Annotated in this window: 10 protein-coding genes and 2 pseudogenes; 3 read left to right on the top strand and 9 right to left on the bottom strand. The window is 66.3% G+C overall.

The genetic code is table 11. The features are described 5' to 3' along the window. Positions 1-9: 9 nt before the first annotated feature. Positions 10-267, bottom strand: a complete 258-nt coding sequence (locus KY499_RS04465) for a hypothetical protein (RefSeq protein ID WP_123254450.1) — start codon at positions 265-267, stop codon at positions 10-12. A 229-nt stretch (positions 268-496) separates the two neighbouring features. On the opposite strand from KY499_RS04465, the gene KY499_RS04460 reads away from it, so the two are divergent. Genes KY499_RS04460 through KY499_RS04450 form a run of 3 tightly spaced genes read left to right on the top strand, consistent with a single transcriptional unit; the run spans position 497 to position 2,753 of the window. Further along, positions 497-1,978, top strand: a complete 1,482-nt coding sequence (locus KY499_RS04460) for a DUF1538 domain-containing protein (protein WP_219886312.1) — start codon at positions 497-499, stop codon at positions 1,976-1,978. Continuing rightward, on the top strand, positions 1,975-2,325 hold the full coding sequence (locus tag KY499_RS04455; RefSeq protein WP_123254448.1) for a P-II family nitrogen regulator: 351 nt from the start codon (positions 1,975-1,977) through the stop codon (positions 2,323-2,325). Before KY499_RS04460 ends, KY499_RS04455 begins: the two co-directional genes overlap by 4 nt. A 38-nt stretch (positions 2,326-2,363) precedes the next feature. Next, the gene (locus KY499_RS04450) at positions 2,364-2,753 is read left to right on the top strand and encodes a CBS domain-containing protein (protein ID WP_123254447.1); all 390 of its coding nucleotides are present in this window, start codon (positions 2,364-2,366) and stop codon (positions 2,751-2,753) included. A 56-nt stretch (positions 2,754-2,809) separates the two neighbouring features. Here the strand turns inward: KY499_RS04450 and KY499_RS04445 are convergent, their stop codons facing one another. From KY499_RS04445 to KY499_RS04410, 8 genes and pseudogenes are all read right to left on the bottom strand, one after another. Then, the gene (locus KY499_RS04445) at positions 2,810-3,652 is read right to left on the bottom strand and encodes a universal stress protein (RefSeq protein WP_258191056.1); all 843 of its coding nucleotides are present in this window, start codon (positions 3,650-3,652) and stop codon (positions 2,810-2,812) included. Between the two features lie 304 nt (positions 3,653-3,956). Then, positions 3,957-6,149 (bottom strand): 3-hydroxyacyl-CoA dehydrogenase NAD-binding domain-containing protein, encoded by a 2,193-nt coding sequence (locus KY499_RS04440; RefSeq protein WP_219886310.1) that lies wholly within the window; start codon positions 6,147-6,149, stop codon positions 3,957-3,959. Further along, on the bottom strand, positions 6,146-7,432 hold the full coding sequence (locus tag KY499_RS04435; RefSeq protein WP_123254444.1) for an acetyl-CoA C-acyltransferase: 1,287 nt from the start codon (positions 7,430-7,432) through the stop codon (positions 6,146-6,148). Before KY499_RS04435 ends, KY499_RS04440 begins: the two co-directional genes overlap by 4 nt. A gap of 141 nt (positions 7,433-7,573) precedes the next feature. Then, positions 7,574-8,909 (bottom strand): annotated as a pseudogene (locus KY499_RS04430) (HRDC domain-containing protein). A 61-nt stretch (positions 8,910-8,970) separates the two neighbouring features. After that, the gene (locus KY499_RS04425) at positions 8,971-9,615 is read right to left on the bottom strand and encodes a DUF3000 domain-containing protein (RefSeq protein WP_123254442.1); all 645 of its coding nucleotides are present in this window, start codon (positions 9,613-9,615) and stop codon (positions 8,971-8,973) included. A gap of 79 nt (positions 9,616-9,694) precedes the next feature. Next, positions 9,695-10,783, bottom strand: coding sequence for a low specificity L-threonine aldolase (locus tag KY499_RS04420; protein WP_219886919.1), 1,089 nt, complete (start codon positions 10,781-10,783; stop codon positions 9,695-9,697). 48 nt (positions 10,784-10,831) lie between these two features. Next, positions 10,832-11,579 (bottom strand): annotated as a pseudogene (locus KY499_RS04415) (SDR family oxidoreductase). Continuing rightward, complete coding sequence (locus tag KY499_RS04410; protein WP_219886309.1) at positions 11,576-12,985, bottom strand: DUF6421 family protein; 1,410 nt, start codon at positions 12,983-12,985, stop codon at positions 11,576-11,578. The pseudogene KY499_RS04415 and the gene KY499_RS04410 overlap by 4 nt, the downstream one beginning before the upstream one ends. Between the last annotated feature and the right edge of the window lie 26 nt (positions 12,986-13,011).

The raw sequence follows: 13,011 nt of genomic DNA, 5'->3' as shown, positions 1-13,011 counted from the left end.
CGCACAACTCTAGCTTTGGGGCGGCCGCGGGCTGCTCATTCGCGGTGCGCGGCATGGCTTGATTCGGGCTGCCAGCCGGATCAGCGCAATCCCCATCGTCACGAACCACATCCACATCAGCAGTCCGTAGCCCGGGTAGAGCGCCGGGACGGCGTGCCGGAGCGTCTCCGCCACGATACCCAGGCCGCCGGTGGCGATGCCGAGCCACGCAAGGAACCGTGGGAATGCCCCCATGAGCATCACGAGAAAAATCAGCAGGATGCCCAATACGGACAAGATGCCGACGGCTCCGGGGGTGTTGTTCCATGCTCGAACGTACGGCCGGGCCGGGCCGGTTCATAGGGGCGTCGGTCCCGGCGGGCCTGGCTGGAATCGTTCGTCTTCTGCTCGCCGCCCTGCGGCGAGCCGCTTCTACCGGAAAATTCTCCCGTGGACACTGTTCGTTGCACCCGGCAGACTGACTGGAAACTGGCATTATCACCAGGTAGAGGACTCCATGGAGCACCTACTCCGCTTCGCCCGCGAATTTAGCAAGGCACTGAAGAATCTCCTGCCGATCGTGGCCGTCGTGGTGGTGTTCCAGGCCGGGATCTTCCGGACCGTTCCCGATAATCCCATGGATCTCCTGGCCGGCGTTCTCATCGTGGGCGTAGGCATCGCCCTGTTCCTCCATGGCCTGGACCTCAGCGTATTTCCCGTCGGCAAGAATCTCGCCAACCAATTCGTCCGCCGAGGTGCCCTCGGGCTGCTCCTGCCGTTCGGTTTTGCCATCGGCTTCGCGGCATCCATCGCAGAACCGGCGTTGATCGCGGTAGCGGACCAGGCGCAGCTTGTCAGCGGCGGCCGGATCAACGGCTTCACCCTCCGCGTCGTCATCGCGCTGTCGGTGGGGCTGGTCCTGGTACTCGGTGTTCTCCGCGTGCTGCGCGGCTGGGCAATCCACAAACTGCTGATCGGCGGCTACGCGGCGGTACTCGGGCTCACCTTTGTGGCTCCGCCGGAAATTGTGGGCCTGGCCTACGATTCCGGCGGCGTGACCACAAATATCGTCACCGTTCCGTTGATTGCGGCCATCGGGCTCGGCCTGGCCAACTCGATCCGGGGGCGGAGCCCGCTCGCAGACGGCTTTGGCCTCGTGGCCTTGTGCGTGATGGTGCCCATGATCGGCGTCCAGCTGTACGGAACGTGGGTGTACAACTTCGGCGATGCTGCACCCGTGCAGCCGCCGGCAACAGATGCAGGCGCTGCGGACTGGGTCTTCGGGATGCTCCTGGGCCTCGCCTCGATGGTCCGGGAGGTCCTACCCATTGTGGCAGTCGTGCTCTTCTTTCAGTATGTAGCGCTCCGGCGGAAGCTGGCTCATCCGATGCGGGTGGCCGTCGGTTTTCTTATGGTTCTGCTTGGCCTCTATGCCTTCGTCGTCGGTCTCAAGATCGGGTTGTTCCCCATCGGCCGGCTCATGGCAGAGCAACTGATAGAGCGGGGTGCGCCGGCCCTCATCCTGCTCTTCGCCTTACTCATAGGATTCGCCACCACCATGGCCGAACCGGCGCTGCTGGCCATTGGGGCGCAAGCCCAGGAAGCTGCTCCCGGTCGGATCAGTGCGTTGGCCCTCAGGCTCGTCGTCGCGGTGGGAGTCGCTCTCGGCATTGCCTTCGGCGTCTATCGGATACTGGTGGGTGGCCCTTTTCACTACTACATCATGACCGCCTATGCCGTGGTGCTCGTCCTGGCTTTCCTTGCCCCGAGCTACATCCTCGCTTTGGCTTTTGACCTCGGTGGCGTCACGACGTCGGAAGTCACCGTGCCGCTCGTGACCGCCCTCGGTATTGGGCTCGCGGATGCAGTCGAAGGCCGGGACGTGCTGATCGACGGCTTCGGCTTGATCGCCTTCGCATCAGTCTTCCCCGTCATTGCCGTCATCGTGTATGCCATGTTGGTGGAGAGATTCTCGCCGCTGAGAAAGGAACAGCCATGAAATTCACCGCAATCATCGTGATCGCACCTGATGATCTTGAGGACAAGGTCATCGAACACGCGCAGGCGGCCGGTGCGACCGGGGTGACCATCCTGCCAGGCAAGGGGATCGGTGGTGAGCCAAAGAAGACCTTCTTCGGCCTGACCTTTGAGGGGTCGGAATCTGTGCTGCTGATGGTCGTGGGGTCTCACCTGGCCGCACCGATCCTGAAGGAGCTGCACGGGATCCTTGTCAGCGGGGAGAGTTCACGCGGACTGGCGTTCTCGATCCCGATCGAACACCTGACCGGGATCGACCTGAAACAGGTCGTCAGCTTCGAGGAACATCTCCGCCGTGGGGAAGACTGAAGCCAACTCGTTCACAACCATCAATCAGGAGCAGCCACATGCTGACCGTCAAAGACGTCATGGTGTCCGACGTCGTCACTATCTCGCCCTACAGCACGTTGCGGGAAGCGCTGTCCGCCATGAAAGACCGCCAGGTGAAGAGCCTGGTGGTGGAGCGGCAGCACTCGCATGATTCGTATGGGTTGTTGACCTACAGCGAGCTTCTCCACTCGGTGGTCGCGAAAGAAGGGGACGTGGACCTGCTCAACGTGTACGACGCCGCAACGATTCCCGCCATTACCGTGGGCGGGGATTTGTCCGTTCGGCAGGCGGCTGCCCTAATGAGCAGATACCAACTCAACCGGCTGGTAGTGGTGGACAACAATCAGCTCATCGGACTCCTCGCCATGAACGATATCCTTGCGCGACTGATGGACGACCTGATCTGACAGGCCGGTCCGCCCGGGTCGCTGCTCCAGGACCCGCGGCACCTCCTGCTGGCCGCCTATTCCCCCGCAGAGATCAGGACGTCGGCCTGGGACTGCGCCAGCACCTGTTTAGTGACGCTCGCCAGGAAAACGCGTTCAAGCGGTGTTCCTTCCCCATGCCGGCCCATCACAATCAGGTCGCAGTTCCGCTCCTTTTCCAGTTCCAGGATGCGGAGGAGCACCGGGCCGCGGAGCGCGACCAGGCTCGCGGCATGTTCCGCCAGACCCGCCGCTTGGCAGAGGCGGCGCATGTCCGCGAAGGTTGCGGTCCGCTCTGCCGCTCGGTACTGTTCCAGGAGCTCCTCGCGGATTCCGGCCGCCCTGAGCTTGCCTTCGAAGGGCACCCCGTATGCGTGGAAAAGGGCGATCCTGCATTCCGGGGCCACCGCAAGGGCTGTCCGGAGCGCTGGCAAGGAATTTGAGGAAAAGTCCACAGGCACCAGGACGCTTCGGTACGGTTCGCTCGGAGGTCGTTTGACGATCAAGACTGAGCATGAGGCTGTTTCGGCCATGCGTGCGGCAGTCGAACCAAGGACCAGACGGGATAGCGCCCCCGCTCCGCGGTCACCGAGAACCATAAGGTCTGCAGGCAGGGCCGCGGCTTGCGCGTCGATCTGCACGGAGGCCGGTCCGATGCCCACACGCACTCCGACGGCGGCGCCGTGGCGCTCACTCAGGTCGGCGGCCAGGCGTCGCATTTCTTCAAGCGGCTGCGCCGTCAAGCGTTCGTCCAAGTCTGCGGGAATTCCGGGCGTCATCCGACGCAGCCGATCCAGACCAGACAAATTCACGGCGTGAAAGAGGTCAAGCGACGCACCCGTCAATTTGCTGATACCGGCTGCGCGATGGGCTGCATTCATCGCAGCGTGAGATAGATCCGTTGCCGCGAGCAGATGTTCCAGTCCGCGCATGCACCCCTCCTGAACAAGGCCCGGCTCTCCACGTTCAATGCCGGCATTGGATCAGTGACCAAGGATCGGGAGCGGAGGCCGGGAGTCCGCTGTCCCTATGGCTGCAAACATTACGCCGATCTCGGCATGAGCGGTGACAATGCTCCTGCCGAGATTCCGGGCACAACCTGCCAGGGCTCCTTCAACGCCCGGGTGAAACAGCACAGCCCGGGCGGTGGGTTCACCGTCCGGGCTGTGACTGCGTTGTCAGCGCTTACGCGGGCGCCAAGGCAGGCGCGGAAGCCACTCCCGGGGCCAGGAAACGTTTGCCGTTGACCCGCTCGGAGGCGCCCACCCGGTCAAGGTAGGGGGTGATGCCGCCGAGGAACATCGGCCAGCCAGCGCCGAGGATCATGCACAGGTCGATGTCTTCCGGGCCGGCCACAACGCCCTCGTCCAGCATCAGCCCGATTTCCTCGGCCAGGGCGTCCTGGGTACGGCGCAGCACGTCCTCGGCGGTGGACGGCGAGTCGCCGAAGCTCATCAGGGCCAGGGTCTCGGCCGGAATGAACGGCTTGCCGTCGGCGCCCTTCTCCGCTGCCCCGTTCGATGAGGCCCAGATGCTCTTCACACCGTTGTCGATCAGCTTCTGCAGGTTCTGCGAGACGGTGAAGCGCTCCCCGAACGCAGTGTGCAGGGATTCCTGGACGTGCTGAGCCACGGGCAGGCCGACCATCGCGCCGAGCGTGAATGGCGTCATCGGAAGTCCCATGGGGCGCAACGCGTTGTCGGCCACCTCGGCCGGGGTTCCCTCGTCGAACGCGGCGGTGACCTCGCCCATGAGCCTCAGCAGGATGCGGTTGACCACAAACGCGGCGGCATCCTTGACCAGCACGGCGGACTTCTTCAGTCCCTTGGCGAGCTCGAACGCGGTGGCGAGAACGGCGTCGTCGGTTGCCGGTGCCCGGACGATTTCCAGCAGTGGCATCACGGCGACAGGGTTGAAGAAATGGAACCCCACCAGCCGCTCGGGATGTTCCAGATCCTCGGCCATGGCCGTGACAGACAGGGACGAGGTGTTGGTGGCGAGGATGCACTCGGGCGAGACGATCGCCTCGACCTCTTTGAAGACCTGCTTCTTGACGTTGAGTTCCTCAAAGACGGCCTCGATGACGAAGTCCGCGTCGGCGAAGGCCTCCTTGGACACGGACCCCGTGACGAGCGACTTGGTGCGGTTCGCCGCGTCCGGGCTGATCCGCTTTTTGGCCAGGAGCTTGTCCACCTCGGCGTGGACGTAGCCCACGCCCTTGTCCACACGTGCCTGGTCGATGTCCGTCATGACGACAGGGACCTTGAGCTGGCGGGCGAACAGCAGCGCGAGCTGGCTGGCCATCAGCCCGGCGCCGACGACGCCGATCTTGCCCACCGGCCGGGCGAGCTTCCGGTCCGGGGCGCCCGCGGGCCGCTTGGCCCGGCGCTGCACGAGGTCCAGGAACGCGTAGACCGTGGAACGGAACTCATCGCTCTGCATCAGCACGGCGAGGGTCTCGCATTCGAGCTGCGCGGATTCCGCCTGGCTCATGGTGCGATTGGCTTCCAGGACGTCCAGTGCCTTGGCCGGGGCGGGGGAGGCGTTGGAGGTTTTGGCCTCGACGAACGCCCGGCCGGCGGCGACGGCGGCCGCCCAGCGCGCGGTGACCTCCGGATCTGAAGGATCGACGGCGTTCTCCCGCTCCGGCGTTTCGGCGCCGGCAAGAACCCGGGCGGCCCAGGTGAGTGACTGCTCCACGAAGTCGGCGGGTTCGAAGAGTGCGTCCGCAATGCCGATTTTGTACGCCTGCGGGCCGGTCAGGGTCCGGTTGTTGCTCAGCGGGTTCTCGATCATGACCTTGACGGCATTTTCGGGGCCGATGAGCCGCGGCAGGATGTACACGCCGCCCCAGCCCGGGATGAGGCCCAGGAAGGACTCGGGCAATGCGAGGGCCCCGGCCGTGGTGGAAACGGTGCGGTACGTGGACTGCAACGCGAGCTCGAGGCCGCCGCCGAGGGCCAGGCCGTTGATGAAGGCGAAGCTGGGCACGCCGAGGTTAGCGAGCGTGGCGTAGACGTCGTGGCCGAGCTGGGCCATCCAAAGCCCGTGTTCGCGGCTGCTGACGGACTTGACCGCGGACAGGTCCGCCCCGGCGACCAGGAAGTACGGCTTGCCGGTGACACCGACGCCGACGATCTCGCCGCGGGCGGCGCGTTCTTTTAGGCCCTCCAGCACGGTGCCGAGCTCCACAAGGGTGTTGGGGCCCAGAGTGGTGGGCTTGGAGTGGTCCAGGCCGTTGTCCAGGGTGACCAGCGCGAAGGTGCCGGCGCTGGGCTGGCCGTCGACGCCGGGCAAAGCGATGTCCTGGACGTATGAGTGCGTCACGGTCTCGTTCGGGAAGAGCCCGGCAAGCTTGTGGAAATCGGCGGCGCTCATGCTGCGGCTCCAGTCTCGGTGGTGGTGGCGGTGTCAGTGGAGGGGCCGGCGGCTTCGGTGCCGTAATCGGCGTGGTGCGGGTTTTCCCAGATCACGGTGGCGCCCATGCCCAGGCCGATGCACATGGCCGTCAGGCCGTAGCGGACCGACGGGTCCTCCTCGAACTGGCGGGCCAGCTGGTTCATCAGCCGCACGCCGGAAGAAGCCAGCGGGTGGCCGACGGCGATCGCCCCGCCATAGCGGTTGACCCGGGGGTCGTCGTCGGCGATGCCGAAATGGTCCAGGAAGCTGAGTACCTGCACGGCGAACGCCTCGTTGATCTCGAACAGTCCGATGTCCTCGATGTTCAGGCCGGTGTTCTTGAGGGCCTTTTCGGTGGCCGGGACCGGGCCGATGCCCATGACCTCGGGTTCGACGCCGGCGAAGGCGTAGCCGACGAGCCGCATCTTGACTGGCAGGCCGAGTTCCTCGGCGGCGTCGGCGGAGGCGAGGAGGGCGGCGGTGGCGCCGTCGTTGAGTCCTGCGGCATTGCCGGCGGTGACGCGGCCGTGGGCCCGGAACGGGGTGCGGAGCGCGGCGAGGTCCTCGGTGGAAGTGCCGGGGCGCGGCGGCTCATCTACGGTATTGACGGTCCAGCCCTGGCCGGGCTTCATCGTGGCGACGGGCACCAGGTCCGGCTGGATCTGGTGCTTGCCGTAGGCGGCGGCGAGCTTGGTCTGGGACGCGACGGCGTAGGCGTCGGTGCGGTCCTTGGTGATGGCCGGGAATCGGTCGTGCAGGTTCTCGGCCGTGTTGCCCATGTTCAGGGCCGCCGGGTCCACGATCCGTTCGGCGACGAAGCGCGGGTTGGGATCCGCGCCGGCGCCCATCGGGTGGTTGCCCATGTGTTCGACGCCGCCGGCAATCACGACGTCGTAGGCGCCGAAGCCGATGCCGCTCGCCGTCGTGGTCACGGCGGTCATGGCGCCGGCGCACATGCGGTCGATTGCGAAGCCGGGCACGGTCCGGGGGAGACCGGCCAGGAGTGCTGCGGTGCGGCCGATAGTCAGGCCCTGGTCGCCGGTCTGGGTGGTGGCGGCGATGGCCACCTCGTCGATCCGTTCCGCGGGCAGGGCCGGGTTGCGGCGCATCAGCTCGCGGATGCATTTCACCACGAGGTCATCGGCGCGGGTTCCGGCGTAGATGCCTTTCTCGCCGGCGCGGCCGAACGGGGTGCGGACGCCGTCGACGAACACAACGTCACGGACGGTACGGGCCTTCGCAGTGCTCCGGGTGTGGCTCACGTGGGACTCCTCATTGAGACATGGGTGCCGGACCCGTGCCGGCGGAGTGCCGGGCAGCGGGGATCCGGGGGACAACATGCAAAATGTTACTCGCCAGTAACTTCGCTGGCAAGGGGAGGAACCGGCGGGCCGGCCGTCCGGCTAGGCGGGCGAGGCTCCGGCTGCCGGCTTGGGTTCCTTGACGGGCAGGGGCTCGGGGTTGAGGAAGGCCTCCGCGATCAGCGGGGAGACGATCTCGATTTGCCACTGGCGGGCGCCCAGGGCGAGGAGTTCCTCGGCCACGCCCTCCGGGGTCAGTTCCACCGGTGGGCGCCAGGTAACGCGCCGGAGATAGTCCGGGGTCAACAGGTTCTCCAGCGGCAGGTTCAGTTCCTCGGCCTTGGCCTGGAGCCGGGGCCGGGCCGTGGCGAGGCGCGCAGCGGCCACAGGGTCCCGGTCGGCCCAGACACGCGGAGGCGGCGGGGCATTGGTTGGCAAGTGCAGCGGCGGCAGGTCCTCAAGGACCTGCGCAGCGCTGATGCAGCGCAGCCACCGCGGCGCTTCGCGTTGCGCGGCGCGGCCGTGGAAGCCTTTGGTGCCCAGAAGTTGCGGGACGGTGGCGGGCATGGACTTGGCGGCCGAGACCAGGGCCGAATCCGGGAGGAGCCTGCCGGGGGCGACATCGCGTTTCTGGGCCAGCGAATCACGTTCCAGCCACAGCTCGCGGACCGCTGCGAGCTGGCGGCGGTCGCGGATCTGGTGCAGCCCGGACGTCTTCCGCCACGGATCGACGCGGGGCGGGGCCTGCCCGGCGTTGAGGATGGCCGCGAATTCCTGTTCCGCGTAGTCAAGCTTGCCGTCGGCAACAAGGAGTTCAATGAGTTCCTCCCGCAGTTCGGCGAGGACCTCAACGTCGAGGGCGGCGTAGCGCAGCCACGGTTCCGGCAACGGACGGGTGGACCAGTCGGCTGCCGAGTGCTCCTTCGCGAGGCCGAACCCCAGCAGCTGTTCAATCACCGCGGCCAGGGCCTACCCGCGGGAGGCCGGCCAGCCGCGCTGCCAGTTCGGTGTCAAAGAGTTTGTCGGGCCACATACCAAGTTCTGACAGGCAGGGGAGATCCTGGCTGGCGGCGTGCAGGATCCATTCGACGCCGTCGAGGGCGTCGTTGATGATCTTCAGGTCCTGGAACGGTTCGGGGTCAATGAGCCAGGTGCCGGAGCCTTCGCGGCGGATCTGGACGAGGAACGCGCGCTGGCCGTAGCGGAAGCCGGAGGCCCGTTCAGCATCCACTCCGGCCGGTCCGTGTCCGGCTGCGAGGGCCGCGGCGCAACGTTCCAGGCCGGACTGGGTTTCGATGACGAGCGGCACTCCGTCGCGCGGGGCGTTGAGGTCGATCACTTCGGGGACCAGGCTGTCAAAGCCTTCCACCGTGATGTGGGCTGTTGTGTCAGCGGCCGGGTCGCCGGCCGTGGTTATTTCAGGAATCTGAGGGGTCATGGTTCCTACAGTTTACCGACAACATGGCCTCCGGTGCCCCGCCGGTGGGAAGGCCGGGCCGTCAGACCTCGCCGCGAAGCCGCCGTGGCAGCGCGGTGACTCCTTCGGGCAGCGGCTCGAGCCCGGCGAACGTGCAGACCATGTCTGACCACGCCTCCAGGTGCGGGGCGATGTCCGGGGTCGCGGGAGTCCAGGAAGCGCGAAGTTCAATATCGATCGAATCAGGCTGCTCGGACAGCGTTCCGAAGCCCTCCGAGAGGACACGCGTCGCCGTTCCGCCGGCCGCCCGGTACTGCGCCTGATGGTTTTCCAGGGCCTCGACCAGCCAGGTCCAGGCGACAGATCCCAACAGCTGGTCATTGCCCATCTCGCGTTCGAGCCGGGCACGGATGTAGGTGACAATCCTGAAGTCGCCATCCCAGAGGGTTGAACCGGCAGGGTCATGAAGCAGGATAAAGCGGCCGGTCGCCAGCTCGACGTCGTCGCTCCCGGATGCTGGCGCCAGTGCCGTCGCTGCAGGGCCGTGTACCGGTGCCGCGTTGTCGTCCGGGCCGAGGATCTCAGCCCCCAGCGCCACCGCAAAGGGCGCCAGCCGGGAGGGCGCCGGAATCTCGTCCAATTGCAGTTCGCGCCTGACCCGGGCATGACGAAGAGTTCCCAGGGCAAACAGGAAATCCGCCGGAACCTGATCGAATGAGCTCACCATGGCAGATTATGCACTTCGAGCCCGGCAACCCGGCAGGCTCGCCGCCGTCGGGCGGACGGCCTGCCGGGTTGCCGCAGGTTCAGCCGGCGGCCAACTCGCGCCTGATGGCTGCCAGGAACGAATCGACGTCGTCCTCCGTGGTGTCAAAGGAGCACATCCAGCGGACCTCGCGGGTCGCCTCGTTCCAGTCGTAGAAGCGGAACGACGCCCGCAGACGGTCCGCCACCCCCGCGGGCAGGATGGCGAACACCCCGTTCGACTCCGTCTTCTGGCTCAGTTCCACGCCGGGGATGTCCTTGACGCCGTCGCGGAGACGGGTGGCCATGGCATTGGCGTGCGACGCCGAACGCAACCAGAGGTCGCCGTCCAGCAAGGCTATGAACTGCGCTGACATAAACCGCATTTTCGACGCGAGCTGCATGTTCATCTTGCGCAGGAAGATCAGTCCTGGGGAAGCTGCCGGGTTCAGCGCAATCACGACCTCGCCGAACAGCAGACCGTTCTTGGTTCCGCCAAAGGACAGGATGTCGACGCCGGCGTCGCGGGTGAAAGCCCGCAGCGGAACGCCCAGGTGCGCGGCGGCGTTGGCCAGCCGGGCGCCGTCCATATGAAGGGTCATGCCCTTGGCGTGGACATGATCCGCGATGGCGCGGACTTCTTCCGGGGTGTAGCAGGTGCCGAGCTCGGTGGTCTGGGTGATGGATACGGCCAGTGGCTGGGCGCGGTGCTCGTCGCCCCAGCCCCAGGCCTCGCGGTCGATCAGCGCGGGCGTGAGCTTACCGTCCGGCGTCGGGACCTGCAGCAGCTTGATGCCGCCAATCCGCTCCGGCGCGCCGTTCTCATCCATGTTGATGTGCGCGGTGGACGCGCAGACGACGGCACCCCAGCGCGGCAGCAGGGACTGCAGGGACAGGACGTTGGCGCCGGTTCCGTTGAAGACCGGGAAGCACTCGATCCCTTCACCGAAGTGTTCCTCCATCAGCTGCTGCAACCGCGCCGTGTACTCGTCCTCCCCATAGGAGACCTGGTGCCCCTCGTTGGCGGCGGCGAGGGCCGCCAGCACCTCGGGGTGGACGCCGGAATAGTTGTCCGAGGCGAAGCCCCGGACGGAGGGATCATGGAGCCGCGCCGCGGTGTTCGCAGGGGCAGCTACAGCAGTGCTCGTCATCGATTTGCTCACGCTTTCAGTCTAGGAGATCGGCTGTTGGTGCCGCGTTCACGGGTTCAGGAGCAGCCGTCGGCCGTTCAACTGCGCGGCGGGAGCCGTAAACAGCCCGGCGGCGGCGGCGGCCAGGTCCTCCACATCGGTGAATCCGGGGAAGGTCCTTTCGGGGGACTTGGCCCGCATCTGCGCGTCCACGAGGGCTTTCACCACGAAGATGGTCGCTGCGCTGCGCTGTTCGATGGAGGCTTTCGGGCGGCCGGACTGGGCCCGGCGGAAACCGTCAGCGACCGCGAGGGTCCAGGCCCTCCGCGGCAGCCTTGGCGGCCACGTAGCTCGCGCCAGCCGCTGTCGGGTTGTCCACAGCGGTGGAGGAGACCATCGCAAAGCGTCCGGTGGCCGAGGCCTCAAGGTCGTCGTAGAACGCCCGCGAGACATTGCGCAGGGTGGTGATGGCGCCGCGTTCCAGGAAGTCCCAGTCGTCGTCGCTCTGGTCCGTGATGCCCTTCGCGCCGCGCCAGCCGCCTACAAGGTGGATCACGCCGTCGACGGTGCGAGCTGCCCCCGACAGGCCGGCATGGACCGTCTCGCGCAGGGCGCGGACCTCGGCCAGGCTGGCCAGATCGCACACCACGGGCGTTACGCCCGAGCCGGCTGCTGTGGCGGCGGCTGCGATGCGGTCGCCGTCCGAGCCCACCGTAAACACCGTGTGGCCGGCATCGCGCAGAGCACGGGCGGCGGCGATCCCGGACGGACCGCTGCCGCCGGTGACCACGACGTTGAGGCCGGTGGCGGAACTCATGCCGCGTTCATGGCCCGGGTACCCGAGCCCGTGGCTGTGTCCGCGGCTGAGCCGGCTGTGATGCCGGCCGTCGACTCGATCACTGGACGCATCTTCTTCTCGAGCGCTTCGTAGAACATGGACAGCGGGAACTCGTCGTCGAGCACCTGGTCCGTCAGCCCGCGCGGCGGTCCGTCCAGCGGCAACGCGTCGGGTCCTTTGGCCCAGACGGAGGCCGGGTGGGGGGTGACGGTGCCGGAGACCAGCTCATAGGCAGCGAGCCAGTGGGCCGTCTTGGGCCGGTCGATCGAGCGCCAGTAGAGCTCCTCGATTTTGGCGCCGAGTTCAACCACGACGCCGGCAGCGGCGTCCCAGTCGATGCTGAGTTTGCTGTCGGTCCAGTGCAGGACGTGGTGCTGGTGCATCCAGGCGAAGAGCAGCTGCCCGCCGAGGCCGTCGTAGTTGCGGACGCGGCTGCCGGTGATGGCGAAGCGAAAGATACGGTCGAAGATTACGGCGTACTGGACGAGCTTGGCGTGCCGGCGAGCTTCCGGATCGGCGTGTTCGTCCTTTTCGATGTTCACGGATTCCCGGAACGCCGTCAGGTCGCAGCGCAGTTCCTCGAGCGAATAGAGGAAGAACGGCATGCGCTGCTTGATCATAAAGGGATCGAACGGCAGGTCCCCGCGCATGTGGGTGCGGTCGTGGATCAGGTCCCACATCACGAAGGTTTCCTGGGTGAGCTCCTGATCTTCGAGCAGGGCCGCCGCGTCCTCGGGCAGCTGCAGCGAGGTAATGTCCGCGGCAGCGCGCAGGACGCGCCGGAAGCGGGCTGCCTCACGGTCGGCGAAGATCGCGCCCCACGTAAACGTCGGGGTCTCCCGGACGGCCACGGTCTCAGGAAACAGTACGGCGGAGTTGGTGTCGTAGCCGGGTGTGAAATCGAGGAAACGGATCGGCACAAAAAGCCTGTTGGAGTAGTCGCCTGCTTCGAGTCCTTCGATGAACTCAGGCCAGATGACCTCGATCAGCACAGCCTCCACGAAGCGGTTGCTGCTGCCGTTCTGCGTGTACATCGGGAAGACCACGAGGTGCTGGAGACCGTTGATCCGGTGTTGCTGCGGTTGGAAGGCCTGCAGCGAGTCGAGGAAGTCCGGAACACCGAAGCCGGAACCGGCCCAGCGGTCGAAGTCTGCGACGAGAAGTTCCAGGTACCGGGCATCATGTGGAAAGGCCGGCGCCAGGGCGGAGACCGCAGCGGTAATGGTGTGGACATGCCCGGCAGCCGCTTCGTGCGCTGCGGTATCAGGGACGGATCCGTCCTGGACCTGAAGTGCCTGGAGCTCTGTCGCGGCGGCCTTGAGCCGGAGCCAGTCCCGGGCATCGGAACTGATCGGACCCGTTGTGGTGGTAGCAGTCGTAGTCATCATCGACAGGCGCCTTTCTGGTTGCT

The sequence above is a fragment of the Arthrobacter sp. PAMC25284 genome (assembly GCF_019443425.1).
GTDB lineage: Bacteria > Actinomycetota > Actinomycetes > Actinomycetales > Micrococcaceae > Arthrobacter > Arthrobacter oryzae_A.
Note: the sequence above shows the minus strand (reverse complement) of the source record. Positions and strands in the feature narration are given on the sequence as shown.

Excerpts from the sequence above, each read along its gene's own strand:
- KY499_RS04460 (WP_219886312.1), top strand. The coding sequence starts at position 497 with ATGGAGCACCTACTCCGCTTCGCCCGCGAATTTAGCAAGGCACTGAAG.
- KY499_RS04455 (WP_123254448.1), top strand. The coding sequence starts at position 1,975 with ATGAAATTCACCGCAATCATCGTGATCGCACCTGATGATCTTGAGGAC.
- KY499_RS04450 (WP_123254447.1), top strand. The coding sequence starts at position 2,364 with ATGCTGACCGTCAAAGACGTCATGGTGTCCGACGTCGTCACTATCTCG.
- KY499_RS04445 (WP_258191056.1), bottom strand. The coding sequence starts at position 3,652 with ATGAATGCAGCCCATCGCGCAGCCGGTATCAGCAAATTGACGGGTGCG.
- KY499_RS04440 (WP_219886310.1), bottom strand. The coding sequence starts at position 6,149 with ATGAGCGCCGCCGATTTCCACAAGCTTGCCGGGCTCTTCCCGAACGAG.
- KY499_RS04425 (WP_123254442.1), bottom strand. The coding sequence starts at position 9,615 with ATGGTGAGCTCATTCGATCAGGTTCCGGCGGATTTCCTGTTTGCCCTG.
- KY499_RS04420 (WP_219886919.1), bottom strand. The coding sequence starts at position 10,783 with ATGACGAGCACTGCTGTAGCTGCCCCTGCGAACACCGCGGCGCGGCTC.
- KY499_RS04410 (WP_219886309.1), bottom strand. The coding sequence starts at position 12,985 with ATGACTACGACTGCTACCACCACAACGGGTCCGATCAGTTCCGATGCC.